We start from the raw sequence: 26,118 nt of genomic DNA on the forward strand, positions 1-26,118 counted from the left end.
AGGGCCGATGCCGAAGTGGTGGCGCGCGTGGCGTCGCGATCGAGAGATTGAACGTTCCACAGCAAGACGACAAGGGGCAGGAATGACAGACGTGAGCAAGGGATTGCGCTGGGCACGCCGACTTTTGGTCGGCGCGGTAGCTGCCGCAGCGCTGCCGGGCCTGATCGGCCTGACAGGTAGCGAGGCAACCGCATCGGCGTTCTCCCGGCCTGGTCTGCCGGTCGAGTATCTGCAGGTGCCTTCGGCAGGTATGGGCCGTGACATCAAGGTCCAGTTCCAGCCCGGCGGCTCGGGCTCCCCCGGCCTCTACCTGCTCGACGGCATGCGGGCCCAGGACGATTACAACGGCTGGGACATCAACACCCCGGCATTCGAGTGGTACTACCAGTCGGGTATCTCGGTGATCATGCCGGTCGGCGGCCAGTCCAGCTTCTACAGCGACTGGTACAAGCCGGCTTGCGGCAAGGCGGGCTGCTCCACCTACAAGTGGGAGACCTTCCTCACCAGCGAGCTGCCGTCCTACCTGGCCTCGGAGTACGGCGTGAGCCAGAGCCGCAACGCCGCGGTCGGCCTGTCGATGGCCGGCGCGTCGGCACTGACCCTGGCCATCTACCACCCCAACCAGTTCACCTACGCCGGCTCGCTGTCGGGTTACATCAACCCCTCGGATGGCAAGAGCTGGATCGGTCTGGCCATGGGTGACGCCGGCGGCTACAAGAAGGAAGACATGTGGGGCCCGGACGACGACCCGGCCTGGTTGCGCAACGACCCGACCGTCAACGTCGGCAAGCTGGTGGCCAACAACACCCGCCTGTGGGTCTACTGCGGTAACGGTCGTCCGAACGAGTTGGGCGGCGACAACATCCCCGCGACGTTCCTCGAGGGCAACTTCATGATCGGTCAGAACAAGAAGTTCCAGGAGCTCTACACCGCGGCCGGTGGCAACAACGCGGTGTTCAACTTCCCGGACTACGGCACCCACAGCTGGGAGTACTGGGGCCAGCAGCTGCAGGCCATGAAGCCGGACCTGCAGAGTCACCTGGGCGCCAGCGGCGGCGGCAGCTAAGCCTGCACCGACCCGCAGCGGTCTTGCCACTGGGCCCCATCCGATTCCGGATGGGGCCCAGTGCTTTGCCGCCGATGGGTTACCGTGGCGTCGCCGACGTGGTTGGATGGCGAACATGCAGGGTTCGGCGACAGTTCATATGGCGGCCCCGGCCGAGCAGATCTGGGATCTGGTGGCCGACGTTCGCAACATCGGGAAGTTTTCTCCGGAGACCTTCGAGGCCGAATGGCTCGACGGCGCCGATGGACCCGCGGTGGGCGCACGATTCCGTGGGCATGTCCGGCGCAATGGGATCGGGCCGGTGTACTGGACCACGTGCCGGGTCACCGAGTGCGAACCGAACCGGGTATTCGGCTTCGCGGTGCTCGCCGGTGACCGCGCGGTGAACCGGTGGCGCTACGAGCTCACCCCCGCTGGGGATGGCACCGACGTCACCGAATCGTTCCAGCTGGCCAAGTCCTTCCTCACCACCGTGTACTACTACGTGTTTGGCGGTTTTCTGCGGCAGCGCAACAACATTCGCGATATGCGGCGCACCCTGGAGCGCGTCCGCGACATCGCGGAAGGGCCGGCGCAGCCCTAACAGCTCAGTCCAGGCTGTCCGGGTCGGCCAGCGGCAGCAGCAGGAACGACGGGGTGGGACCGCCCTGATGCACCTGGTACAGCCCGCCAGCCAGCGCCCGGCGGGTGGACGCCGTCGGTACCAGGTGCGGAAAATCGTAGGTGGTCAACGTCAGTCGCAACCGGTGTCCCGGCGCGATCAGCGCCGCGGTCGGGAAGATCTCGATGTCGTAGCCGGTCAACTCCCCCGGTTCCACCGGTCGCACCGCAGCGCGGGTGCTGATGTGATGCGGGCGCAGCACGGTGCCATCCGGCAGGTACCAGGTACGGTCCGGATCCAACTCACGGTGCGAGCCGAGCAACGCGCCCAGGGTCAGCGGGCGGTTGACCCCCTCGGGCGCGACGTCGTCGAGGTGCGCGACCCACAGCGTCTCGGTGGTGTCGGCGCTCGCCTGCACGCGCAGGGTGATCGGTCCGGCGATCAACGTCGGCGAGTCGAACGCCTCGGTGGTGTAGGTCAGCGCTCCGCGTTGCACCCGCCGGTTGTCCTGGTCATGGCGGGTACGGCCACCGGCCGCAGTGGTGGCGAAACTGTTCAGCCCCAACGACCACTGTTCGAGGCTGCGCCCGGATACCGGACCGTGGGAGCGGTACGGCAACGCGGCCAGGCTTTGTTCCTGCTGGGCGTCGACAGTCAAGCGGCCGGCGTGCGACAGGTAGAGCCGGGTCGGTGTCGCCGCGGGAATCGGGTATTCGCGGGTGTGGTACCAGCGGCGGTCGCCGATCGGCTGAAAGGTGAACGGCGATCCCGAAATGGCAGCGGCTGCATCGTCTTTCAGCCAATGGTCGAACCAGCGCAGCTGCAGGTCCAGCAGGTGCAGACCGTCGTAGTCCGAGACGTGGTACCACGGCCCCATCATCAGTTTGACTCGATCGGTCAGCGGTTGTCCGGGCTGCATCGGCGCATTCGCGGGGCGGCCGGTGTATGCGTTCTGTAGCGCCGCGTAGTTCAGCGGCGCGCCGCGCTGAAACGCGTCATGCCAGCCACCTGTGAGGAAGACAGCCACGTTGTTGGCGGCGATCTCGGGCAGCACTAAGTCCGGCCGCATGTCATCCCAGAACGGGCCGTCGTAGGCGGCGTCGCCGCCGGCGCCCGCCTCGGCGATCAATGGCCCGAAGTAGCCGCGCTGGTCTTTGCCGCGCTGGCGCACCGCCGCCAGCCCGCCGGCCCGGGGCCGCGAATGCGCTCCGGGGGTGAGGAACTCCAGCGCCGGGTTGATCACGTTGAGCAACGCGTAGATCGAGCCGTAGGCGCGCACCGTCCGCAGGTGCGATACCCCGCCCATGGCAGCGGCATCCCGATAGAAGTCGTTGGCGGCCATCACCGGGAAAATCGCCTTGAGCGGAGAGTCCGGGCCGACCGCAGCCGCGGTGAACAGCTGATTGATGGCCAAGTAGGAGATGCCGAACATGCCGACCCGGCCATTGGCGTTGGGCAGCGTCGAGGCCCAGGTGACCAGCTCGACGCCGTCCCGCGTCTGGTCCGGGCCGAACATCTCGAACGAGCCGCCGGATGCGCCGGTGCCACGGACGTCGACCATCACCTCGATGTAGCCCCGCTTGATCAGATGCGGCGAGGGACCGCCACCGATCTGAGCCGCCGGTGGCGGCGCCAACTTGCCGTAGGGGGTCACCGACAGCAGCACCGGGAACGGTCCTTCGGCGGGCGCGCCGGTCTCGGGAATCGTCGGGTAGTGGATGTTGGCGCGCAGTACGACACCGTCGCTCATCGGCACGGCGACATTGCGCTTGATCCCGACGCCGTAGCGCGCGGGCGGTGCGGTCCACTCCGGGCTCAGCGGCGAAGGGTTCGCCTTGCGGGTCCTAGGGGCGCGCAACTTACCCGCCACGACACCGGCTGCCCCCGCCGCAGCGGCTGCCGCCAGCACCCATCCGACTTTTCGCACCATCCGCAGATCAGCCATGGCCACCTCCGCACCAGACTCTAAACACCGCGCCCATCCCGCTCGGACACCTGTCCAGCACCGGCGTATATTCCGGCGTGTCATGTGCTTCGCCGGAAAGGGGCATCGGCATGCCGGCTGACGTCAAACACATCGTCACCGAGATGTGGAAGGCCTTGTCGCGTCGTGACTGGGAGGGGCTGAAACCCTTTCTGGCGCAAGACTGCATCTATGTCGACATGCCGGTGGGCCCGGCTGCGGCCGCCCGTGGGCCACACGACATCGTCAAGCGCCTCAAGATCGGTCTGGAGCCGCTGGCCGGATACGAGAACCACTCCGGCCTGCTGGTCGCCGAGGGCCCCGACGTGCTCTACGAGCACTCGGAGACATGGAGGTGGGCCACCGGAGAGACCGCGCTGCTGCGCTTCGTCACGGTGCACAAGGTGATCGACGGAAAGATCACGCTGTGGAAAGACTATTGGGACATGGCCGGCCTGACGGCCCACGCGCCGCCGACCTGGTTGGAAGAGTTTGCCGAGGCCGACATGTCGTGGATATTCGACGCGACCGGCCTGATCTGAGTCCGGATCAAGCCCTGCTGGGCAGGGTCAGCGAGCAGGCCTGTCCGATGTCCAGGGTGCGCAGCAGCCGCCCCATCCCCAGCCAGAGCGCGCACGACAGCGCGAGGTCGGCGAGCAGTTCGTCGCTGAGGTGCTCGGCGCAGCGCGACCAGAAGTCCTCGTCGTCGCGCAGGCCGGTGTGGTCGGTGGCGAAGCGGTGGGCGAACTCGGCGGCAAGCCGCTCCTGCGGGCTGTAGCCCGGCCAGGTGCGCCACTCCGACACGTGCTCGTACAGTTCCTCGTCGACCCCGGCCGCCGGGCCGTCGGCGTCACGGGTGTTGACGCACACCGTGCACTCGTTGTCGAAAGCGATCACCATGCGGGCCAGCTCGCGCGTACGCATCGGCAACCGGCCCTTGTTGTAGACCGCTGTGCTGAATCCGCCGATTCCCGCTGCCAGGTCAGGCGATTTGACCATCCAGCCCATCACGTCGTCTGCGGCGAATGTCCCGATTCGACTCATACTTAGCGATGCTAGCGGTCTTTGCGGTCACCCGTGGGCGGTGCTGGTGAACTCCGCCGACTCCCCCGCGTCGTCGGGATCGATGATGGCCCGGCGCGCGATCCGCTGCAGCGCGGCGGAAACCTCGACGCGATCCGGGCGGCCCTCGAAACCGGGCGAACGGGCGAGTTTGTCGACCACCCAGTCCTGCACCAGCGAGGACACGAACCCGACCTGGCGCAGACCGGCCCGGGTCAGACCGAGGTGATCGCCTTCGCGCAGTACATAGCCCTGAGCCACCAGCCGATCGACGGTGGGTTCGAGGATCTCGTAGGGCACCCGTAGCCGCTTGCCGATGTCGCTGAGCCGCGCGGTCCGGAACACCTGCGTGTACCGGTAGATCCGCAGCACCGTCCACAGCCCGGCGACGTCGAGCCGGCAGTCCGGCCGCAGTGCGATGGAGCGCAGCCGCATCCCCGGTTCGTTGTGCAACAGGCGCCCGATCGCGCTCTCCAGCAGATCGTCCGACGACGCGTTGGTGGGCATGCCGAACCCGTCGCCCAGGTCGACCGCGCTGTCGCGCAGCTCCTTGAGCGGAACCTCGCGCAGGAACAGGGCCAGCACGAACCCGAGCAGCGCGACCGGCGCGGCGCACAAGAACACCTGCCCCAGCGAATCGGCATAGGCCGCCACGATCGGCTCCGCCTGCTGCGGCGAAAGTCGACGCACCGCCTCGGGTGAGTCGGCCGCGCCCGCGGCCAGCCCGGCGCCGCTCAGCGCCGGTCCCAGCCGGTGGCCGAGGAAGTTCACGAACAGCGACCCGAACACGGCCGCGCCGAAGGAGCTGCCGATGGTCCGGAAGAACGTGACCCCGGACGTGGTGACCCCGAGGTCGGCGAAACTCGAGGTGTTCTGCACGACGAGCACCAGAACCTGCATCGACAGCCCGATACCGGCTCCCAGGATCAGCAGGTAGACCGATTGCAGCAGCGCGGGAGTGGCGGCGTCCATCTGCGACATCAGCGCGAACGCGATCGTCATCAGGGCGGTGCCGACCACCGGAAAGATCTTGTAACGGCCGGTCCGTCCCACCAGGGCGCCGCTACCGGTGGAGGTCACCAACATTCCCACCACCATCGGCAGGGTGCGCAGACCCGAGGTGATCGCCGAAACACCGTCGACGTACTGCATGAAGGTGGGCAGGAAGGTCAGCGCACCCAGCATCGCGAAGCCGACGACGAACGCCAGCACACAGCAGACCGCGAACACCGGGTCGGCGAACAGCCGGATCGGCAGGATGGGCGCCGCAGCCCGGTTCTCCACCCAGACGAACAGCGCCAGTGCCAGCACCGACCCGCCGAACAGTCCGATGATCGCCGGTGATCCCCACGCATAGCGGCTGCCACCCCAGCTGGTGGCCAGCGTCAATCCAGTAGCGCCCAAACCGATCAACACGATCCCGGCATAGTCGATGACAGGCTTGGAGCGGCCCGCCAAGGCCGGGATCGCCACGCCGGCCACGATCAACACCACCACCGAAATCGGCAGATTGATCCAGAACGCCCACCGCCAGGTGAGGTAGTCGGTGACGTAGCCGCCCAGCAGCGGGCCGATCACGGTGGTGACCCCGAACACCGCACCCAACATGCCCTGGTAGCGGCCCCGATCACGCAGCGGAATGACTTCACCGATGAGTGCCGCGGCGGTGACGGTCACGGCGCCCCCGCCGATGCCCTGCAGCGCGCGGGCGCCGACCAGCATCTCCATTGAGGCGGACAACCCGCACAGCACCGATCCGGCGACGAAGCACAACACGGCGGCCTGGAACACCCGCTTGCGGCCGAACAGGTCGCCGAGCTTGCCCGCCAGGATGGTCGCGATCGTCGACGTCAGCAGGTAGCTGGTGACAACCCACGACTGATGCCCGGCGTTGCCCAGATCCGAGACGATCGTCGGCAAGGCGGTCGCCACGATGGTCTGGTCGAGGGCGGCCATCAGCATGCCGAACACGATCGCGGTGAAGATCAGGTTGCGGCGGTGCGGACTGACCGGCGCAGGTCGCACATCGTCGGCGACCGGCGACGATGCGGTCATACTCGCCTTCCCGTCGGGGACGGAGGTGGGGTCAACAGCGGCGCTCCGCTGCGTCGATCACGACGGCGGGCGGGAGACGCACTGCGCCGAGTACAACGCCTCGCCGAGCTTGTCCATCAGCTCCAGTTGGGTTTCCAGGTGGTCGATGTGGGATTCCTCATCGGCGAGGATGGTCTCCAGAATCTGGGCGGTGGTGCTGTCCTGCTTCTCCCGGCACATGACGATCCCGGGCCGCAGCCGGTTGAGCACATCGATTTCCAGCGCCAGGTCACTCTCGAACTGTTCGCGCAGGGTCTGCCCGATCCGCAGGGACCCGATGCGCTGATAGTTCGGCAGGCCGCCAAGCACCAGAATCCGGTCGGTGACCGTCTCGGCGTGGCGCATCTCCTCCATCGACTCTTCGCGGGTGTGGCCGGCCAGTTCGGTGAAACCCCAGTTGTCCTGCATCTTCGCGTGCAGGAAGTACTGGTTGATCGCGGTGAGCTCACTGGTCAACTGCTCGTTGAGCAGTTTGAGAACCTCGGGGTCGCCTTGCATGATCTCTCCTCTGATGTGAAGAACCTCGCATGCCGGCCGCGACGGACGGGGCTTGAATCATCGCCGTAACGCGCCAAATTCAATCTAATGCAGGCCAGCGCCCGCAGTGGGCTGTTTACCCGCGTCTCGGCGCGTCGAATCGCCGCACCGCAACGGGGTCTTCGGGCGAGTGTGGGATCGCCGTACGTCACCGGACCCGTGCAAGGTGCGCCTTACTTAGGTTAGACTCTACTAATATGAGACTGGTTTCGCCCGACAATCGTGTCGGTATTTCGCGCGCCGGTCTCTCGCACCGCAACGATCCGCATTCGCTGGTGCTGGCGCTGGACTACCGCGTCGACGACGTGGGCCGGACGTGGTCGCTGATCGAGCAGGATCATTCCCCGCTTCTGGATCTGGGCGCCCGCCATGCGGTGCTCTACACCTCGGAGTTCGAGCCGGACCGGGTGCTGGTCACGATCGGCCTGCGGCATCGGGTATCGGTCAAAGAGCTGCTGCGCTCCCCCGCGATCTTCGCCTGGTTCGACCGCTCCGGGGTCAACGATCTGCCCGCGATCTTCGCGGGCGAGGTCACCGAGAAGATCAGCTTGGCTCAGTCCGGCGATGCGCCGCACGAACCGGACGGTTCGGAGGTGATCGTCGGCGCGGTTGCCACCATTGCCGACCCCGCGGACCTGATGGCCAAGGTGCACGCCGGGTTGGACCGGTTCGCCGGCGCGGGAGTGCGCAAAGTGTGGGTATATCAAGCAGTCGACGACGGTCATGAGGTGATGACACTGCTGGAAATCGACAGTGCGGCAAGCGCACAGCGATGGATCGACCACCCGGACACCGCCGCGGAGTGGATGTCCGGCATCGGAATCGGTGGTTACCCCCGGCCGTTCGTCGGGAAGTTCGCCACCTCGATCGATCTGATGGCGCCCGTGGGCGACGGTCGGTAGGGGTACCGCATGTACGTATGCCTGTGTGTCGGAGCCACCAATCAGATGGTGTCCGATGCCGTCGCCGCCGGGGCGTCGACGTCGAAAGAGGTTGCCGCGATGTGCGGTGCGGGTGGCGACTGCGGCCGGTGCCGCTGCACCGTTCGCGGGATCATCGAGGCCACGCTGGCCGCGACGCCCACCGCTGCCGACAACGGGGCACTGCGGCGCCTCGCGCTGGACATCAGCCCCGTCGGATCACACTGATTCGCCTCGCCGGCCGGTGAACTCGGCCAGCGCGTCGGCGTTGGCCTGACCACCCAAGAGTTCGGCGAAGAACGCGTTCTCCCGCTCGACCGCAGCCAGGGTCTCGGCCCGGGTCGGCTCGACCATCGCGCTCTTGACCGCCATCAGGCTGGAAATCGGCCGGGACGCAAGAACCTCCGCATGCCGACGAGCCTCGCCCAGGAGCCCGTCGGGCTCGCAGACCGCGAAGACCAAGCCCATCCGCAGCGCCTCGTCGGCGGTGATCCACTCCGAGGACATCAACAGCCAGGCCGCGTTCTGCCGCCCCATCAACTGCGGAAGCAGATAGGACGAGGCCGCCTCCGGGGCCACCCCCAGGCTGGTGAACGGACATTTCAGCCTGGCCGTCGAAGACATGAACGCCAGGTCGGCAAAGCCCAGGATCGTCGTTCCGATCCCCAGGCCCAGACCGTTGACCGCGCAGATCAGCGGCTTCGGGAAACGCCCCAGCGCGGTGATGAGACCGCGGAATCCGTGCTTTCCGGGCACGAAGCCCGGGTCGGTCACCATGGCCTGCATCTCGGCCAGGTCGGTACCGGCGCTGAACGCCCGCCCCGCCCCGGTGATCAGCACCACCGCGACCTCTGGGTCGTCCGCGGCGGCCAGCAGCGCCTCGGCCGTGGCGTCGTAGAGCGCCTCGTTGAAGGCGTTGAGCGCCTCGGGGCGATTCAGCGTCAGCGTCCGAACCCGGTCCTGGTCTTCGATCGTCAAGATCACTCGTGCAGCCTAAACGCCGCCCACCGACCCGAGACCGCGACGCTCCTCAGACCAGCTCGACCTGGTGACCCGCGGCGACGACGCGGCCGATGATGCCCGCCAGCCGCCGATAGGACTCGTCGCGTCCACTGGAGGTGCGAAACACCAGCCCGATCCGCCGGCCGGGCTGGGGCGGCGCGAAATAGGCCAATGCCAGGCCGTTGCGCTCCGCTTCGACCGCCACCGCGGTCTGCGGAATCAACGTCACCCCCAGCCCACCGTTGACGCACTGAACCGCGGTGGCCAGCGATGCGGCGCGGGTGGTGGCCAACTCCGCCCGCACTCCTGCGTTACGGCAGATCTCCAGCGTCTGGTCACGCAGGCAGTGGCCCTCGTCGAGCAGCAGCAACGGTAGGTCCGCCAGCGCGGTCGGCGGTACCCGGCGCTTGCCGGCCAGCGCATGACCGGGCGGCAATGCCAACACGAAATCCTCGTCGTAGATCGGTATTTCGGTCAGCCCGGCCACCTCAGCCGGCAACGCCATCACGGCCGCGTCGACCGCGCCCTCCCGCAGCCCAGTGAGCAGCCGTTCGGTCTGGTCCTCGATCACGCGCAGATTCAGGTCCGGCAGTTGATCGGACAATCCGGCCAGCACGGCGGGCAACACATAGGGCGCCACCGTCGGGATCAACCCGAGCCGCATGGCCCCCTGCAGCGGGTCGGCCACCCCGGCGGCGGCCGCCGAAAACTGCGCCGCCGCATCCAATACTGCGTGGGCGTACGGCAGCAACTGCTGCCCCTCGGCGGTCAGGAAGACCCGCCGGGTGGAGCGCTCGATCAGTTGGACGCCCAAGCCAGCTTCCAACGACGACAACGCCTGCGACAGTGTTGACTGGCTCAGGCCCAGGCCGGCCGCCGCGAGACTGAAGTGGTGCTTCTCCGCGACGGCGGTGAACGCCCGCAGCCCCGCCAGCGTCGGATGATAACTTGTATCGGCCATGCCGATTAGTATAGTGCAAAGCATCACCTTTCGTTTTTAATCAAGATGAGGCAGGATGGAGCCTGCGGGCGATCGACTCGCCCCGAACACCCTTAAAACTCAAAACCATGAGGAGTGACATGGCACTGCTGACCATCGGCGACCAGTTTCCGGCCTACAGTCTGACCGCGCTGGTCGCGGGCGATCTGACCAAGATCGACGCGAAGGGTCCCGAGGACTTCTTCACCACCATCACCAGCGACGACCACAAGGGCAAGTGGCGGATCATCTTCTTCTGGCCCAAGGACTTCACCTTCGTGTGCCCCACCGAGATCGCCGCCTTCGGCAAGCTGAACGACGAGTTCGCCGACCGCGACGCGCAGGTTCTCGGGGCGTCGACCGATAACGAGTTCGTGCACTACAACTGGCGCCTCGATCACGCGGACCTCAAGACGCTGCCGTTCCCGATGCTCGCCGACCTCAAGCGCGAGCTGGTCGAGGCCACCGGCGTGCTCAACGCCGACGGCGTCGCCGACCGGGCCACCTTCATCGTCGACCCCAACAACGAGATTCAGTTCGTCTCGGTGACGGCGGGATCGGTGGGCCGCAACGTGGACGAGGTGCTGCGGGTGCTGGATGCCCTGCAGTCCGACGAGCTGTGCGCCTGCAACTGGAAGAAGGGCGAGGCGACCCTGAACGTCGGCGAGCTGCTCAAGGAATCTCTCTAGATCGCAGCCGGATGAATCGCGCTCGCGGTGATGTCGAGCGCCAGGATGAGGAGGAACAGCGCCAATGAGTATTGAGAACCTCAAGAACGCGATTCCGGAGTACGCCAAGGACCTCAAGCTCAACCTGGGTTCGATCGCCCGCACCACGGTCCTGAACGAGGAGCAGCTCTGGGGCAGCCTGCTGGCCACTGCGGCGGCCACTCGCAACGCCACGGTGCTGGCCGAGATCGGGGCCGAGGCCGCCGACAACCTGTCGGCGGAGGCCTATCAGGCCGCCCTGGGCGCCGCATCGATCATGGGTATGAACAACGTGTTCTACCGTGGTCGGCACTTCCTGGACGGCAGCTACGACGACCTGAGGCCCGGGTTGCGGATGAACATCATCGGCAACCCGGGGGTCGACAAGGCGAACTTCGAGTTGTGGAGCTTCGCGGTCTCGGCGATCAACGGCTGCCAGGCGTGCGTTGCCTCCCACGAGCAGGTCGTGCGGGAGGCGGGCGTCGGCCGCGAGGCGGTTCTGGAAGCCCTCAAGGTCGCCTCGATCGTGGCCGGGGTGGCGCAGGCGGTCTTCGCCGCCAGCGCCGACCCCACCGCTACTTAGGCGTTCCAAGGCGGTCTAAGTCCCTATCGGCGCGCGCCGGGTGATACCCGGCGCGCGCCGTAGACTTTTGTCCTGTGACGCTCCGCGATGCCGACCGTGGTTTCCTGGCCCGCTGCGTCGAATTGGCCGGCGAGGCGGCGGCGCACGGCGACGATCCGTTCGGTTCACTGTTGGTCGACGCCGACGGCACGGTGCTCTTCGAGGACCGCAACCGCGCCGGTGACGGCGATGCCACCCGCCACCCTGAGTTCGCCATCGCCCAGTGGGCGGTGGCCAATCTCAGCCCGGCGCAACGTGTTCCGACCACCGTCTACACCTCCGGCGAACATTGCGCGATGTGCGCCGCGGCCCACGCCTGGGTCGGACTGGGCCGGATCGTCTACGCGTCGTCGTCGGCGCAACTGACCGAATGGCTGCGCGCTCTGCAGGTGCCGGCGGCCCCGGTGGCGCCGCTGCCGATCACCACAGTCGCCCCGCACGTAGTGGTTGACGGGCCGGCGCCGGAATTCGAGGAAGAACTGAAGGCGCTGTTTAGGGCCCGCTACCAAGGCCGGTAACGCGCACCACGCTCACTCTCGGGTAAGCCACGCCAGTCGGTCCAGTGTCACCGGGTCCTCCTGCCCGTCGTAGAAGCGGTCGAGCACCGCACGAAAGCCGCTGCAGTAGCAGTTGCCGGTGTGGCCGCCACCCTCACATACCCGGCCGAACAACGTCATCGACGAACGCAGCTTGATGTCGTCGGGCCAGCCCAGAATCTCCTCGATGGACCGGCCGCTCACCGCGTTGACCAAGCCCACGCACTCCCGCAATCGCGGTCCCAGTACGCCGTGAGCCAGGTAGGCGCGGGCCTCGGCGGGCGACGCGATGCCGTAACGCTGGGCCATCGCGCTGGCCCCCAAGCCGGAGAGCTGCGGAAAGACGAACCACATCCAGTGGCTGCGCTTGCGGCCGGCGCGCAGCTCGGCCACCACGGTGTCGTACACACCGGCCTGTGCGTCGACGAAACGCTGTAGCCCAAAGGGGTCGGAAGTTCCGGCCATGCCATCAACCGTGGCACAGTTCGACGTACGGCAGGGAAGGAGTCAGCGATGTCGACGATCAGGCGGCGCGTTCCCAGGATCGGTGAACTTGCGCCACTGATCCGTTTCCGCAGGCCACGATTGAACCGCACGGCGCGGCGTCTTGAGACGGCCCTGACCGTCGAGGACCTTCGCCTGCTCGCCAAGCGTCGCACTCCCCGAGCCGCCTTCGACTACACCGACGGCGCCGCCGAGGACGAGATCTCACTGGAACGAGCCCGACAGGCATTCCGGGACATCGAGTTTCATCCGGCCATCCTGCGCGACGTCTGCAGCGTCGACACCAGCCGCGAGGTGCTCGGCGCTCCGGTGGCGTTGCCATTCGCGATCGCACCGACTGGCTTCACCCGGCTGATGCACACCGCGGGAGAGCTGGCCGGCGCCCGCGCCGCCGAAGCCGCCGGCATCCCGTTCTCCCTGTCGACCCTGGGGACCGCCTCGATCGAAGACGTCGCGGCGGCCGCCCCCGGCGCCCGCCGCTGGTTTCAGCTGTACATGTGGCACGACCGCGACCGGTCGATGGCGCTGCTGCGCCGCGCCGCCGACGCCGGCTACGACACCCTGCTGGCGACCGTCGACTGCCCGGTCGCCGGGGCGCGGCGGCGCGACTCCCGCAACGGCATGTCCATTCCGCCGGCGCTGACGCTGCGCACGGTCGCCGATGCCGCCGTCCATCCGGCGTGGTGGTTCGACCTGCTCACCACCGAGCCGTTGTCTTTCGCGTCGCTGGACCGATGGTCGGGCACCGTCGCGCAGTACATGGACACCATGTTCGACCCGAGCCTGACCTTCGACGACCTGGCCTGGGTCAAGTCCCAATGGCCGGGCCGATTCGTGGTCAAAGGCATCCAGAGCGTCGCCGACGCGCGCGCCGTGGTCGAGCTCGGTGTGGACGGCATCGTGTTGTCCAACCACGGTGGCCGCCAGCTCGACCGGGCGCCTATACCGTTTTGGCTGCTGCCCGAGGTGGTGCGCGAAGTCGGACGCGACACCGAGATCCTGCTGGACACCGGCATCATGTCCGGCGCCGACATCGTCGCCGCGATCGCGCTGGGCGCCCGCTGCACCCTGATCGGGCGGGCGTACCTCTACGGGCTGATGGCCGGTGGACAGGCCGGGGTGGACCGCGTGATCGACATCCTCGCCGAACAGATCCGGCGCACCATGCGGTTGCTCGGGGTCAGCGAACTGGCCGAGCTGTCGCCGCAGCATGTCACCCAGCTGCAGCGACTGATGCCCCGTCGGTAGTCGCCGCGTCTCGCCCTCAGAAGGCCGGCGCCCGCGTCACCAAGGCGGCGATCATGTCGGTGAGCACACTCGCCTCGTCGGTGATATGCGCACCGCAGGCCTTGACGTCGATCACCGTGTCCGCCACCGCATTAAGCACCCGCTGGCAGCCGTAGTCCTCGGAACCCAGGGTGTAGGTCTGGGAGATCCGCGGTGGATCACCCGCCTCATCCCCGATGGTCCAGGTGTAGGTGTTGTGGTCGGGATAGGTCACGGTGACCGTCTGGCCCACACAGCCCCGCCACTTCGCCACCGACTGCTCGACGAACGCCACGGCCTGCCCGGAGTTCGGGGCGAAGGCCACAATGTCCTGGTCCACGAACGGCCGGCCGTTGACCCCGGCGCGTTGCAGGCCGCCCGGCTCTTCCAGCACCTTCCACGCCGCCCGCTGGACCTGGCTGTTCCGGTAGGTCTCGTCCAGGCCCGGGTAGAGAACACCCAGGCATTCCGGCTGTGACGCCGCTATCGATCCGGCCGGCTTCAGCGACTCGAGGTCGGCCTGCACGGTCTCCATCGCGGGGGTGGCCATCACGGCCTGTACGTCATCATCAGCGGCCAGGTTCGGCGTGGGGGCATCCGGCGAAGTGCGGGTGAGTCCGAACGCCAGCGCACCCGCGGCCGCCACCGCAACCACGGCGCCGGCCACCAGTAGCTTCTTTGCCGGCCGTCCTCGATGTCGTTCGCCGGGGCCGCCGGGATCCGTGCCGTGTGCACCGGCAGGAAAACCTCCGGTGTCCGGCCGGCTGATCACCGGTCGCGGCCCGGTCACCGCGGCGACCGGCATGCCGACGGTGGCGGCGGTGAAGCTCGGATCGTTGGCGGCCAGGACGGCGTCGACATCGGCGCGGGTGCGCACCGTGACGTCCGGCCGGTCGCGCAACCGGCACAGCAGCTGAACGATGTCGTTGCGCACGGTGGGGTCGTGGCAGTCCTCATCGAGTCGGGATCGAAGTTCCAAGACGAGTTCACCCTGCTTGTGGTAGCTCAGCTCGGATCCCGACAACTCCGAGGAGAGCCGCATCAGGTAGGCGAAGGGCACCATCGGTTCTTCGGGCAACTGCGCGGGCAGCGGTACCGCGCGGCGCGACAGGCTCTGCAGGGCGGCGACCAACCGGGCATGGGCCGCGCCGTCACGGATTCGGTAGTCGATGATCTGTGTCGCGGCCAGTGGGGTGACACGCACACTGTCGACCGGGCCGATCTGGACCGGCAGAACCGGCCGTTGCAACGCTCGTGCATAGGCGAGCTCGGCCTGACAGGGCTTGGACCGTAGCGAATTGTTGGACAACGCGACGACGAACACCGAGCAGCACCGAATCCGGTCCAGGATCGTCTGCCACCACGCCTCGCCGCCACCCAGCTCCTCATCCAGCCACACCTGCTGGTCAGCGCTGCGCAAGACGGAAACCAGCGGATCGACCAACGCGCGATCCTGGCTGGCGTAACTGACAAACAGCATGATCCTCTCCAGGGCCGGCATGCGCAGAAGCGGACCGAATTGCTCTCCAGTTTGTCAGACTGAAGGCCGACATCGGTCGTCCCGCGTCCGGGTTAGTGTACGAGAGAACAGAGCGCTTTTGCGATGGGCCGAGCAGGCCCAGCAAAGAAAGCGCGGGAGGAGAAACGCCGATGACCGGTCGTGCGGCCGAATCGAGTGCTCCGGCAAAGCCCGGGCGCGAAGCCCCGCCGCCGGAGACCCTGCAGCACAAGGTGCTGACCGGTCTGACCGATCCCCACTGGTACTGGCTGCTGATCCCAGCGGGAATCGTTGCCTTCGTGCTGGGCCTCTGGGGCTACGGCTCCTATGAGGGCGGCGGGCATTCGTACTCCGACGCGGTCTATGGCGCCGTCAAGTTGTTCTTCCTGCACGCGGCTCCGCAGCCGGAGAACCACGTGGGCCTCGCGTTGGACGTCGCCCGCTTCCTGGCTCCGGTGGTAGCCGGGTGGGCAGCGCTCATCGCGCTGGTGTCGGTGTTTCGAGACCGAGTCCAGCAGCTGCTTATTCCGTTCAAGAAGGGGCATGTGGTGGTCTGCGGTCTGGGCTACGCCGGGTTCGAATTCGTCCGCGCGCTGCGCGCGGCGGGATATCGGGCCGTGGTCATCGAGTCCGACGAGGCCAACCCTCGGATACGGACGTGCCGCAACTGGGGTTTCCCGGTCGTCATCGGTGATGCCCAGCTCAGCGCGACCCTCGAATCCGCCGGAACGCGGCGCGCGGCCCGGCTGCTCGCGGTGACTTCGGACAGCGTCGCCAACACCGAAATCGTCACGCTGGCAAGACGTTTAGCCGATGACTTCAAGAGCAGACGCCGGATCTTCGGCCGCTCGAGCAACGACCACTTGCGCTGCCTGGCACGCATCGAGGACCCCGGACTGTGTGTGCTGTTGCGGCTCGCGGAGTTCAACCGCGGCGACGACCGGTTGGTCGTCGACTTCTTCAACATCGACACGGTCGGCGCCCGACTGCTGCTGAACAGGCATCCGCTGCGGACCGCGCAACGGCCCCACATTGCGGTCGCCCACCTCGACGGTATCGGGTCGGGGCTGGTGTTCCAGGCCGCTCGCCAATGGCACCAGGAACGCGTGGGCGACCAGAGGTTGCGGGTAACGGTGATCGACAACCATGCGGCCGAAAAACTGGCCAAGCTGCTCGCCGATTACCCCGCCCTCGATGAGGTCTGCGAGTTCCGTTGCTCACCGGCCTCCGTGCGCGACATCGATCGGGTGGCACAGGACACCGACTGGCCTATTACCCAGGCCTACGTGACCGGTTACCACGATGAACGCAACGTCGAGTCGGCGTTGAACCTGCGTCGGGCCCTCGACAACGCGGTACCGGTGGTCACGACCATCTCACGCGCGTACGGCGTGGCCGACCTGCTCGAGGAGCAGGCGCTCGGCGGCTCGGGGGTCACAGTCTTCCGGACCTTGCAGGAGACCTGCACCGTGGAGCTCGTCGAGGGCGGATCACTGGAGGCCGTTGCCCAGGAGATCCACCGCCGGTACTGCCTGATGCAACCCGCGGGTGCCCCGGCACCGCCGCCCTGGCCGGAATTGGCGGATGCGCTCAAGAACTCCAGTCGGGCCCAGGCTCGGCACATCGGGGTGAAGCTGCGCAGCATTGGATGCGTGATCGCGCCGCTGCGCAACTGGCACGCCAGGGACTTCCAGTTCACCGATGACGAGATGGACAAGCTGGGCACCATGGAGCACGACCGCTGGATGCAGGAGAAACTCGCCGCCGGTTGGACCCTGGGCGAGGAGGACCCGGTGCTGAAGAAGGACCCGCACCTGGTGCCGATGGCGCAGTTGCCACCCGAGGTCGCTGAGGTCGACCGGATCTTCGTGCGGGCCATCCCGGAGATGCTGGCGACTGTCGGTCTGGAGATCATCGACGTGGCACAGACCGCGCCGAGATATCCGGTGCGCAGCCTTTCGCACTAGCAGTCGCGCAGGGCAGGTCACGCCGGGTTTTCGCCCCGGCGAATGCGGGTATATGCGCTGCTGTGATTGCCCACAAGGAACTGGTACGTCGGCTATTGCGACGTGCGGGTACGACCTATGCCCAGGAGGCCGGCATCCGGTTGCGCAACCAACCGATGCCGCTGTTCCAGCTGCTGATGCTGTGCATGCTGGCCAGCAAGCCCATCGACGCCACCGTCGCTGCCCGTGCTGCCCACGAGCTGTTCAAGAGTGGGTTGCGCACGCCGCACAAACTCCTCGAAGCCGATCGACAGACCTTGATCGACGCCATGGGGCGGGCGCACTACCGCCGCTATGACGAGAGCTCGGCCACCATGCTCGTCGAGTTGGCCGAAGCGGTGCAGACTGACTACGGCGGTGACCTTCGGCTGCTGGCCGAACGCAGTGGCCGCGATGTCGCAGCGGCCACCGAAGCACTGAAGGCCTTCAAGGGCATCGGTGATGTCGGCGCCAGCATCTTTCTCCGCGAAGTCCAAGACGTCTGGCCGTGGGCCCGCTCCACCTTCGACGATCGCGCGCTGGATGCCGCGCGTGATCTCGGGTTGCCCAGTGATGCAAACCAACTCGGGGCACTGTCGCAGGGCCGCAATGCCGAACTCGCCGCGGCGCTGGTGCGCTACTCCGCCGACGCCGGCGTCCGCGAGCGACTGAGCGAATGACGAGCAGAGGACAGCACGTGTCTACATCGACCACGTTTGTGATCGTCGGCGCCGGCCTGGCCGGGGCCAGGGCCACTGAAGCCCTCGTCGACAAGAACTTCGATGGAACCATCGTGCTTGTCGGGGAGGAGCACCACCTGCCCTACGAGCGCCCGCCACTGTCCAAGGAGTTCCTTGCGGGCAAGAAGACCCTTGACGACTTCACCGTGAAACCCGTGTCCTGGTATCGGGAACACGAGATCGACCTGCGGCTGGGCCTCCGCGTCATCGGCGCGGATCCGCCAGGTCGCAGCGTCACGCTGGCCGACGGCACCAGCCTCGGCTACGACAAACTGCTGTTGGCGACGGGCTCGCGGTCTCGGCGGATACCGCTCCCGGGCGCCGACGCCCCCGGCGTGCATTATCTGCGGACCGTCGAGGACGCGTCCGCGCTGGATTCGGCGCTGGCGGGCGGAGATTCGCTGGCGGTGGTGGGTGGGGGCTGGATCGGTATGGAGGTGGCCGCCGCCGCACGCCAGCGCGGAGTCGACGTCACCGTGGTGGAAAGCGCCGCCCTGCCGCTGCTGGCCGGCCTCGGCGCGGAGAACGCCGCGGTCTTCGCCGACCTGCACCGCGAGCACGGCGTCGACCTGCGTACCGGGTCGACGGTCGCCGAGATCACCACCGCCGGCGGTGCCGCCGCCGGCCTGCGGTTGGGCGACGGCTCGCAGATCCGCGCGGACGCGGTGCTCGTCGCAGTCGGCGCGCAGCCCAACATCGAACTGGCTGAGCAAGCCGGCCTTTCCACCGGTGACGGTGGCGTCCTGGTGGACGCCGGGCTGCGCAGCAGCGACCCCGACATCTACGCCGTCGGCGACATCGCGGCCGCGCAGCATCGATTGTTCGGCACCCGGATCCGCACCGAACACTGGGCCAACGCCCTCAAGCAACCCGCTGTCGCTGCGGCGGGCATGCTCGGCGAAGTGGCCGAATACACCGAACTGCCTTACTTTTTCACCGACCAGTACGACCTCGGAATGGAATACGTCGGCTATGCGCCGCACTACGCCCGCGTGGTGTTTCGCGGTGAACCCACCGGCCGCGAATACACCAGCTTCTGGCTCGACGACGACAATCGCGTGCTCGCCGGGATGAATGTCAACATCTGGGAGGGCCTCGACGACATCAAGGCCCTGATCAACGCCCAGGTCCCGGTCCATCCGGACCGGCTGGCCGACGCCGGGGTACCGCTGGGCGACCTGTCGAGTTAGGCGCCGGCGCCCGGGGGCTAACGCAACGTCGCGGTGCCGTCTTCGTGCACGTCGACCGCGGCACCGGCGATGTCCTCGCGCACGGTCGCTTCGGCGGAATCGGGGTCCCGGATCACCGCCAGGGTCCGTGCCCCGTCTGGGGTGCGGACCGCCAGGAACGCCTGCAGGGGCTGCCCGTCGCGGTCGAACGGTGTGGTCCAGGACTCCACCTCGCCGGTGCCCTGCCACTGCACCACCGATGGCCGGGTGGCCTGGGCGTCCACCTCGGGTTGCACGTCTTCCCAACGGAATCCGGCCGGCGGCGGCTGCGTTCCGTACACGCCGAAACTGTGTTTGGTCAGGTAACCGCCGTTGGCGGTGATCAGGCCGCGCCGCCCGGGATTGGCCACCAGCAGTTCCGCCAGGGTGGCGATCGAATGCATGACGTAGTTGTTCCACGGCCCACCTGCGAAGGTGAGCCCGCCGGTCACGGTCAGCGGTCGGCCGGGATCATCGGTGGGAAGCCCGAGTTCGGCCGCCGCAACCTGCACCGCGGACGGGAAGCACGAGTACAGGTCCACGTGATCGATCTCGCCGATACCGGCGGCGCCGGCCAGCTCCAATGCCCGGGCCCCCGCGATCCGGATCGCCGGCGATCGGTGCAGTTCGGCGCGGTCGGCAATGGCGTAGGTGTCGTGGGCGTCGGCACCAGCCTGGGGGAAAACCCAGTTCTCGGTGGGGATCCGCAACTCGGTAGCGGTCTCGACCGAGGTCAGCACCAGCGCGGCCGCCTGATCGACCATGTTGTTGGAGTTCATCAACTTGGTGTAGGGCCAGCTGATCATCCGGTTCTTCGGGCCCGGTTGCCAGATCTCCTCTGCGGTGACCGGGTACCGGATCCACGCGTGCGGGTTGTCGACGGCGACCGCATTGAACCGCGACCACAGTTCACCGATGCGCCGACGGTGGTCTTCGACCTTCTCCCCCGCGGCGATGCGCAACGCCTGTTCGAAAAGCGGATAGACGTAGGCGGGCCGGTCCAATCCGATGCGCTCTTCGGCGGAGCCGACCATCGGCACGTCTTCGCCCTCGCAGCGGGCCATCGGGACCGAGTCGTCCTGCTGCGTCCAGGCCAGTTTGCCGCCGGCACGCCGCAGCCTGGTCCGGGTGCGCCAGGTCTCGCCGCCGGCCACCAGCACCACGCCGGCTCGGCCGTCGCGGATATCCAGGCAAGCCTGGTTCACCAAAGACTGCGGCACGTTGCCGCCCACCGGGCTGTACCGGGTGGCGGGGCGCTGCGCCCCGATCCGCTGTCCGAGCAGTACGCCCGGGTCGCGGTAGCGCGCCGAGAGCAGGTTCACCACCCGAATCGAGTCGACGGCGCGCAGCACCCGGTCGTGGGCGGCGTGGCGCGCCGCGGCCACCATGAGATCGACGGGTTCTATCGCGTCGGTGTCGTCGCGGTGGTTGACCTGGCCGTAGCCGATCAGCACCGGTGTCCGGGGGTCGACAGGCATGGACGTCAGACTAATCCGCGGGTTCCTGCGGCGGTCCCAGCTTCGCCTCTCCTCCGTCGAGCCTCGCTGAACCGCCGGCGAACAGCACGCCGTCGGCGATCAACCGGTCGGTCTCGCCGTCGTCGAGTCCGAGCAGCGAGCGGCAAATCTCCCGAGTGTCCTGACCGGGCAGCGGTGCGGGCCGCTGCGGCGCCACCGGGATGTTGCGGAAGGGGGCGGGGCCGGTTTCGGCCGGCAGCGGATGTTCGATCAGGGGGTGGGTCATGGGCGCGAACACCGCGCGGTGTGCCAGCTGGGGGTCGTCGGCGACGTCGGGTGGCCGGCTCATCGGCGCGGCGGCCACGCCGCGGCCCTGCAGCAGTTCGGCTACCCCGGCGGGGGTATGAACCGCGGTGTGGCGGCCCAACGCCGCCGCCAGCTGCGCATGGTGGACCGCGCGACCGGCACCGGTGCTGAAGCTTGACTCGCCGGCCAACGCGTCGTCACCGAAAGCCGCAGCGACAGCACGCATGTCGGCGTCGGTGCGGATCGAGATCACACACCATTCGTCGTCGCCGATGCACGGGCAGACCAGATCCACCGCGGTGTCCGGCTGGACCGACGAGCCCGCAGCGCGGGCCACGTAGCTGGTGTCGAGCTGGTTGACCGCGGTCTCGGCCTGCGACACGTGGACGTGGCTGCCGGCGGCGGTGCGCCGGCTCGCGATCAGCGCGGCCAGCGCCCCGATCGCCGCGACTCGCGCGACCACATGATCGGGGAAGACCGTGGTCGCGTCGTAGAACGGATGGCGCTCCGTGTCGCTGGACCCCTCCGGGGCCGTCCACAGTGCGGTGACCCCGGTGGTGGCACGTACCAGTGGGCCGTACCCCATCCGGTCACTCCACGGCCCGGTCTCACCGAACGCGCTGCTCTGGGCGAGGACGATCCGCGGGTTGATATCGCGCAAGGCATCGTAGGAAAAGCCCAGGGCGGCAAGTGTTCCCGGCTTGAAGTTGGCGAACACCGCGTCCGCGGCCCCGACCAGGCGAGTGAAGATCTCCTTGCCGGCCGGGCTGCGCAGATCCAGGCCGAGCCCGGAGTTGTTGCGGTGTGTCCAGGCGAATGACTCGCTCATCGCCGAACCGGGGCGGGCCTGCCGCAGCCCGTCGGGGTAGGCCGCACTCTCCACCTTGATGATCTCGGCGCCCAGGTCGCCGAAGAGCCGGCTGGCCTCGCCGCCGGCGACGATCACTCCCAGATCGACGATCCGCAGACCCTCGAACGGCCGGGCGCCCACGGCGCCACCGAAGGTGTGCTCCGGCAACGGTTCGGCCAGCCATCCGGCGTCCGCCGTGCCGACGGTCGGGGCCGGGGTCCGAAAACCGGCGCGCTGGTCGTCGACCACGTAGTAGCCGGTCGGGATCACCGCGGGCAGCCCCGGGGCCAGCTCGGTCCGGGTGACCGCCGCCGCGACCGCGAAGTGTTCCTCGGCCAGTACCTGCGCCGGATCGCCGACTGCGGCGATGGGCACACCGCGGGCCTGCCCGGCGGTGACCAGATCCGCCATGTCCTGGCCGGCGAAAAGTTCCCGTATCAGGGCACTGATCTGCGGCCAGACCGCGAACCGTTCGCCGATCACGCCGAATTTGGGGTCGGCGTACTCGGCCGGCTCCCCCAGCCAGCTCCACAGTGCGCGCCACTGGCGCGGCGACATGACGCAGAGCCGGACGTAGCCGTCGCGGCACGGGTAGATCGGGTAGGCGTCCTGGTTGCGGGGCCGCCCGCGCCAGCGGCTCGATGCGCGTTGGGCCGCGGCGACCTGGCCGTGCGCGCCGAATATCGGGTCGAGCACGGTGGCCACCGCATCGAACCGGGAGAAGTCGATGTAATCCCCGGTTCCGCAGCGCAACCGGTTGTAATAGGCGACCAGCACCGCCCAGGCAGCCTGCACCGCCGCGGTCGCCGAGGCGATCCCGTCGGGCGGCAATACCGGGGTCCCGGTGGTGGGGCCCGACCGGGACAGGGCGCCGGAGAGTGCGTAGAGCACCGCGTCGGTGGCCTGCCATTGTGAGCGCGGCCCGCTCGTCCCGAAATCGGTGACCGACATCGTCACCAGGTGAGCGAACCGGTCGGCCAGCTCACCACAGGAAGTCCCGAAGTCCGCGGCGCGGCCCGGCAGGCCGCTGTCCACCACGATGTCGGCGGTGCTCGCCAACTCCTCGAAGCGGCGGCGGTCCCGCTCGTCGGTGGGGTCCAGGGTGATGCTGCGCTTGTTGGCGTTGTGCAGCGCGAATGCGATGCTCACACCGCCCAGCAGCGGAGTGGCGGCACGCGCCGGACTGCCACCAGGGGGTTCCACCTTGAGCACATCGGCCCCCATATCGGCGAGCAACCGGGTGACCGCGTCGGCGTCGCCGCCGGCCAGATCGAGCACACGAACCGATTTCAGCAGCACGCAGTCAGGGTAATGAATCGGTTGCCGGGTTCGGAGTTGGGCGCGACAATGGAAAAGGTGAGTGCAGCCAACGCGACTCCACCTAAGCCCACACTCTCCGACGATGAACTGGCCCGCCTCGATGCCTACTGGCGGGCCGCCAATTATCTCTCCGTAGGCCAGATCTATCTGCTGGACAATCCCCTGCTGGCCGAGCCGCTGCGGGCCGAGCACGTCAAGCCCCGACTGCTGGGGCACTGGGGTACTACGCCGGGGCTGAACCTGCTCTACCTCCACCTGAACCGGATCATCCGCGACCGCGACGCCGACGTCATCTTCGTCACCGGGCCCGGCCACGGCGGACCGGCGCTGGTCGCCAACGCCTACCTCGAGGGCACCTACAGCGAGGTCTACACCGGCATCGGCGAGAACGTCGACGGGCTGCGGAAGTTGTTCCGGCAGTTCTCTTTTCCCGGGGGGATTCCCAGTCACGTGGCGGCCGAGACGCCGGGCTCCATCCATGAAGGCGGCGAGCTCGGCTACGCGCTGGTGCATGCATTCGGTGCCGCCTTCGACAACCCGCAACTGGTGGTCGCCTGCGTGATCGGCGACGGCGAGGCCGAGACCGGACCGTTGGCTGCCAGCTGGCACGCGAACAAGTTTCTCAACCCCGCCGTGGACGGCGCGGTGCTGCCGATTCTGCATCTCAACGGCTACAAGATCGCCAATCCCACTGTGCTGGCTCGTATTCCGCAGCCAGAATTGGAGTCGTTGCTACGCGGTTACGGGTACCGGCCGATCACCGTCGCCGGCGACGACCCCGCCGTCGTACACCAACTGCTCGCCGCCGCCCTCGATGACGCGTTCGACGATATCGCGGCGATCCAACGAGCCGCGCGCGCCGAGGGCTCGTCGATGCGGCCGGTGTGGCCGATGATCGTGCTGCGCACCCCGAAGGGCTGGACCGGACCGAAGGTGGTCGACGGACAACAGGTGGAGGGAACCTGGCGGGCACATCAGGTGCCGCTCGCACAGACCCGTACCGACCCCGAGCATCGCCGCCAACTGGAGGACTGGCTCCGCAGCTACCGCCCGGCGGAACTGTTCGACTCCTCCGGACGCCTGGTGCCGGAGCTGTCGGCGCTGGCGCCGCGCGGGCACCGGCGGATGAGCGCCAACCCGCATGCCAACGGAGGGCTGCTGCTGCGCGATCTGGACCTGCCTGATTTCCGCGACTACGCGGTGCCGGTGACCGAGCCCGCGACCGAGATGCATGAGGCCACTCGGGTGCTCGGCACCTTCCTGCGCGATGTCATCGACCGCAACCGTGACCGGTTCCGGTTGATGGGTCCGGACGAAACGGCCTCCAACCGGCTCTCGGCGGTCTTCGACACGACCGACCGGGTCTGGTTGTCGCAGACCGTTCCCGGTGACGATCACCTGGGCCCGGACGGGCGAGTCCTGGAAGTGCTCTCGGAGCACCTGTGCCAGGGCTGGCTGGAGGGCTATCTGCTGACCGGCCGGCACGGGCTGTTCAACTGCTACGAGGCGTTCGTGCACATCGTCGACTCGATGTTCAACCAGCACGCCAAGTGGCTGGCCGTCAGCCGCGAACTCCCGTGGCGAGCGCCGATCGCCTCGCTGAACTACCTGCTGACCTCCCACGTCTGGCGCCAGGACCACAACGGGGCGTCGCACCAGGATCCCGGGTTCATCGATCTGGTCGCCAACAAACGGCCAGAAGTGGTGCGGGTTTACCTGGCGCCGGACGCCAACACGCTGCTGTCGGTGGCCGATCACTGCCTGCGCAGCCGGAACTACGTCAACGTGATCGTCGCCGGCAAGCAGCCCGCTCTGACCTACCTGGATATGCCGGCAGCGGTGGCGCACTGCACTCGCGGACTGGGGATCTGGGACTGGGCCGGCACCACCACCGGTGAGCCGGACGTGGTGCTCGCCTGCGCCGGGGATATTCCGACGCTGGAAACCCTGGCCGCCGCCGACATTCTGCGCGATGAACTGCCCGATCTCGCCGTGCGGGTGGTCAACGTCGTGGACATCATGCGCCTGCAACCGACGACCGAACATCCGCACGGGTTGCCGGACAACGAGTTCGATGCGCTGTTTACCCGCGACAAGCCGGTGATCTTCGCCTATCACGGCTACCCCTGGCTGATCCACCGGCTCACCTACTCGCGGGCGAACCACGACCAGATGCATGTGCGCGGGTACCGCGAACGCGGCACCACGACAACACCGTTCGACATGGTGATGCTCAACGATCTGGATCGCTTTCACTTGGTGATGGACGTCATCGACCGGGTGCCGCGGTTGGGCGGTCGCCACGCGGTGCTGCGCCAGCAGATGGTCGATGCGCGAATGGCGGCGCGGCTCTACACCCGCGAGCACGGGGAAGACGATCCGCGGATCACCAACTGGACCTGGCGATCGGGCGCAGACCCCAGCGGCGGGGAGATAAGGTGACGGCCATGACTGCTCACCCCGCACCGGTCCGGATGCCCCGCAAGGCGATGTCGTTGCTCCTCGGCGCCCTCGTCGCGTCGGCCACCCTCGCCGGTGCCGGGCCGGCCGGCGCCACGCCGGACCACACCAAGGTGCCGGTCCGCTACGACCTCACCGGTACCGGGGTCGCCAGTTACATCACCTACCAGGGCCAGAACGGTCAGGCGCACGCCACCAACGCCCCCCTGCCGTGGTCCATTCAGCTGACCGGCTCGATGACGAACGCGGCCAGTCCGGCGTCCTACTCGCTGAGCGCCCAGAGCGCCGGTCCCGGCGCCCTGACCTGCACGGTCACCGTCAACGGCAAGGTGGTCAGCGAGAACACCGCCACCGGCAACCCGGCGCGGGTGCTGTGCGAGACGCACGGCCCCAAGTAGGCCGAGTCTGACCCGTCGGTAGGGCGTCCCCAATGAC

Annotated in this window: 24 protein-coding genes; 14 read left to right on the forward strand and 10 right to left on the reverse strand. The window is 67.8% G+C overall.

The genetic code is table 11. From position 1 onward, the window contains the following. Positions 1 to 82: 82 nt before the first annotated feature. A complete protein-coding gene (locus tag ACJH5R_RS06800; RefSeq protein ID WP_406757118.1) occupies positions 83 to 1,066 on the forward strand; it encodes an esterase family protein in 984 nt (327 codons plus the stop codon). A 106-nt stretch (positions 1,067 to 1,172) separates the two neighbouring features. Further along, on the forward strand, positions 1,173 to 1,649 hold the full coding sequence (locus ACJH5R_RS06805; RefSeq protein ID WP_406781535.1) for an SRPBCC family protein: 477 nt from the start codon (positions 1,173 to 1,175) through the stop codon (positions 1,647 to 1,649). A gap of 4 nt (positions 1,650 to 1,653) precedes the next feature. On the opposite strand, the gene ACJH5R_RS06810 is transcribed toward ACJH5R_RS06805, so the two are convergent. After that, on the reverse strand, positions 1,654 to 3,417 hold the full coding sequence (locus tag ACJH5R_RS06810; protein ID WP_406757272.1) for a CocE/NonD family hydrolase: 1,764 nt from the start codon (positions 3,415 to 3,417) through the stop codon (positions 1,654 to 1,656). 305 nt (positions 3,418 to 3,722) lie between these two features. Between ACJH5R_RS06810 and ACJH5R_RS06815 the strand changes: the two genes are divergently transcribed. Then, the gene (locus ACJH5R_RS06815) at positions 3,723 to 4,172 is read left to right on the forward strand and encodes a nuclear transport factor 2 family protein (protein WP_406757120.1); all 450 of its coding nucleotides are present in this window, start codon (positions 3,723 to 3,725) and stop codon (positions 4,170 to 4,172) included. A gap of 7 nt (positions 4,173 to 4,179) precedes the next feature. Here ACJH5R_RS06815 and ACJH5R_RS06820 read toward each other — a convergent pair whose 3' ends face one another. The 3 genes from ACJH5R_RS06820 to bfr are packed head-to-tail and all read right to left on the reverse strand — an operon-like array spanning position 4,180 to position 7,284. Then, positions 4,180 to 4,674 carry a carboxymuconolactone decarboxylase family protein gene (locus ACJH5R_RS06820; RefSeq protein WP_406757121.1) on the reverse strand — a complete coding sequence of 165 codons (495 nt, stop codon included), beginning with the start codon at positions 4,672 to 4,674 and terminating at the stop codon, positions 4,180 to 4,182. Positions 4,675 to 4,701: 27 nt separating this feature from the next. Continuing rightward, the gene (locus tag ACJH5R_RS06825) at positions 4,702 to 6,747 is read right to left on the reverse strand and encodes an MDR family MFS transporter (protein ID WP_406781536.1); all 2,046 of its coding nucleotides are present in this window, start codon (positions 6,745 to 6,747) and stop codon (positions 4,702 to 4,704) included. 57 nt (positions 6,748 to 6,804) lie between these two features. Next, positions 6,805 to 7,284, reverse strand: coding sequence for a bacterioferritin (gene bfr / locus ACJH5R_RS06830; RefSeq protein WP_046285450.1), 480 nt, complete (start codon positions 7,282 to 7,284; stop codon positions 6,805 to 6,807). A 236-nt stretch (positions 7,285 to 7,520) separates the two neighbouring features. Between bfr and ACJH5R_RS06835 the strand changes: the two genes are divergently transcribed. Beyond that, positions 7,521 to 8,225, forward strand: coding sequence for a fatty-acid--CoA ligase (locus ACJH5R_RS06835; RefSeq protein ID WP_406757123.1), 705 nt, complete (start codon positions 7,521 to 7,523; stop codon positions 8,223 to 8,225). A 9-nt stretch (positions 8,226 to 8,234) separates the two neighbouring features. Then, the gene (locus ACJH5R_RS06840) at positions 8,235 to 8,471 is read left to right on the forward strand and encodes a bacterioferritin-associated ferredoxin (RefSeq protein WP_308486722.1); all 237 of its coding nucleotides are present in this window, start codon (positions 8,235 to 8,237) and stop codon (positions 8,469 to 8,471) included. On the opposite strand, the gene ACJH5R_RS06845 is transcribed toward ACJH5R_RS06840, so the two are convergent. After that, positions 8,463 to 9,227, reverse strand: a complete 765-nt coding sequence (locus ACJH5R_RS06845; RefSeq protein WP_406757124.1) for an enoyl-CoA hydratase/isomerase family protein — start codon at positions 9,225 to 9,227, stop codon at positions 8,463 to 8,465. The genes ACJH5R_RS06840 and ACJH5R_RS06845 overlap by 9 nt on opposite strands. A gap of 46 nt (positions 9,228 to 9,273) precedes the next feature. Further along, positions 9,274 to 10,206 carry a hydrogen peroxide-inducible genes activator gene (locus ACJH5R_RS06850; RefSeq protein ID WP_406757125.1) on the reverse strand — a complete coding sequence of 311 codons (933 nt, stop codon included), beginning with the start codon at positions 10,204 to 10,206 and terminating at the stop codon, positions 9,274 to 9,276. A 119-nt stretch (positions 10,207 to 10,325) separates the two neighbouring features. Here ACJH5R_RS06850 and ACJH5R_RS06855 point away from each other — a divergent pair, with 119 nt between their 5' ends. The 3 genes from ACJH5R_RS06855 (at position 10,326) to ACJH5R_RS06865 (ending at position 12,071) form a co-directional block, all read left to right on the forward strand. Then, on the forward strand, positions 10,326 to 10,913 hold the full coding sequence (locus tag ACJH5R_RS06855; RefSeq protein ID WP_308486719.1) for a peroxiredoxin: 588 nt from the start codon (positions 10,326 to 10,328) through the stop codon (positions 10,911 to 10,913). A gap of 64 nt (positions 10,914 to 10,977) precedes the next feature. Beyond that, a complete protein-coding gene (locus ACJH5R_RS06860; RefSeq protein ID WP_046285444.1) occupies positions 10,978 to 11,514 on the forward strand; it encodes a carboxymuconolactone decarboxylase family protein in 537 nt (178 codons plus the stop codon). Positions 11,515 to 11,588: 74 nt separating this feature from the next. Continuing rightward, the gene (locus ACJH5R_RS06865) at positions 11,589 to 12,071 is read left to right on the forward strand and encodes a deaminase (RefSeq protein WP_406781537.1); all 483 of its coding nucleotides are present in this window, start codon (positions 11,589 to 11,591) and stop codon (positions 12,069 to 12,071) included. A 12-nt stretch (positions 12,072 to 12,083) separates the two neighbouring features. Here ACJH5R_RS06865 and ACJH5R_RS06870 read toward each other — a convergent pair whose 3' ends face one another. Beyond that, the gene (locus tag ACJH5R_RS06870) at positions 12,084 to 12,554 is read right to left on the reverse strand and encodes a DUF1810 domain-containing protein (protein ID WP_406781538.1); all 471 of its coding nucleotides are present in this window, start codon (positions 12,552 to 12,554) and stop codon (positions 12,084 to 12,086) included. A gap of 48 nt (positions 12,555 to 12,602) precedes the next feature. Here ACJH5R_RS06870 and ACJH5R_RS06875 point away from each other — a divergent pair, with 48 nt between their 5' ends. Then, positions 12,603 to 13,841 (forward strand): alpha-hydroxy acid oxidase, encoded by a 1,239-nt coding sequence (locus ACJH5R_RS06875; RefSeq protein WP_406781539.1) that lies wholly within the window; start codon positions 12,603 to 12,605, stop codon positions 13,839 to 13,841. A gap of 16 nt (positions 13,842 to 13,857) precedes the next feature. On the opposite strand, the gene ACJH5R_RS06880 is transcribed toward ACJH5R_RS06875, so the two are convergent. After that, positions 13,858 to 15,339, reverse strand: a complete 1,482-nt coding sequence (locus tag ACJH5R_RS06880) for a sensor domain-containing protein (RefSeq protein WP_406781540.1) — start codon at positions 15,337 to 15,339, stop codon at positions 13,858 to 13,860. Positions 15,340 to 15,509: 170 nt separating this feature from the next. Between ACJH5R_RS06880 and ACJH5R_RS06885 the strand changes: the two genes are divergently transcribed. The 3 genes from ACJH5R_RS06885 to ACJH5R_RS06895 all read left to right on the forward strand — a co-directional run bounded on the left by ACJH5R_RS06885 (position 15,510) and on the right by ACJH5R_RS06895 (position 19,272). Next, complete coding sequence (locus ACJH5R_RS06885; RefSeq protein WP_406781541.1) at positions 15,510 to 17,324, forward strand: NAD-binding protein; 1,815 nt, start codon at positions 15,510 to 15,512, stop codon at positions 17,322 to 17,324. 62 nt (positions 17,325 to 17,386) lie between these two features. Then, positions 17,387 to 18,022: an endonuclease gene (locus ACJH5R_RS06890; protein WP_406781542.1), complete on the forward strand. Its 636-nt coding sequence runs from the start codon at positions 17,387 to 17,389 to the stop codon at positions 18,020 to 18,022. Positions 18,023 to 18,039: 17 nt separating this feature from the next. After that, positions 18,040 to 19,272, forward strand: a complete 1,233-nt coding sequence (locus ACJH5R_RS06895) for an NAD(P)/FAD-dependent oxidoreductase (protein ID WP_406781543.1) — start codon at positions 18,040 to 18,042, stop codon at positions 19,270 to 19,272. 17 nt (positions 19,273 to 19,289) lie between these two features. Here ACJH5R_RS06895 and ACJH5R_RS06900 read toward each other — a convergent pair whose 3' ends face one another. Both ACJH5R_RS06900 and ACJH5R_RS06905 read right to left on the reverse strand, forming a co-directional pair. Continuing rightward, entirely contained in the window at positions 19,290 to 20,768 is a 1,479-nt protein-coding gene (locus ACJH5R_RS06900) for an acetyl-CoA acetyltransferase (RefSeq protein ID WP_406781544.1), read from the reverse strand. A 10-nt stretch (positions 20,769 to 20,778) separates the two neighbouring features. Continuing rightward, positions 20,779 to 23,220, reverse strand: a complete 2,442-nt coding sequence (locus ACJH5R_RS06905) for a CoA transferase (RefSeq protein WP_406781628.1) — start codon at positions 23,218 to 23,220, stop codon at positions 20,779 to 20,781. Between ACJH5R_RS06905 and ACJH5R_RS06910 the strand changes: the two genes are divergently transcribed. Both ACJH5R_RS06910 and ACJH5R_RS06915 read left to right on the forward strand, forming a co-directional pair. Beyond that, the gene (locus ACJH5R_RS06910; RefSeq protein ID WP_406781545.1) at positions 23,215 to 25,665 is read left to right on the forward strand and encodes a phosphoketolase; all 2,451 of its coding nucleotides are present in this window, start codon (positions 23,215 to 23,217) and stop codon (positions 25,663 to 25,665) included. The genes ACJH5R_RS06905 and ACJH5R_RS06910 overlap by 6 nt on opposite strands. Before the next feature lie 5 nt (positions 25,666 to 25,670). Continuing rightward, on the forward strand, positions 25,671 to 26,081 hold the full coding sequence (locus tag ACJH5R_RS06915) for an MmpS family transport accessory protein (RefSeq protein ID WP_406757135.1): 411 nt from the start codon (positions 25,671 to 25,673) through the stop codon (positions 26,079 to 26,081). Positions 26,082 to 26,118 lie beyond the last annotated feature (37 nt).

Source organism: Mycobacterium sp. SMC-19 (genome assembly GCF_045310815.1).
GTDB lineage: Bacteria > Actinomycetota > Actinomycetes > Mycobacteriales > Mycobacteriaceae > Mycobacterium.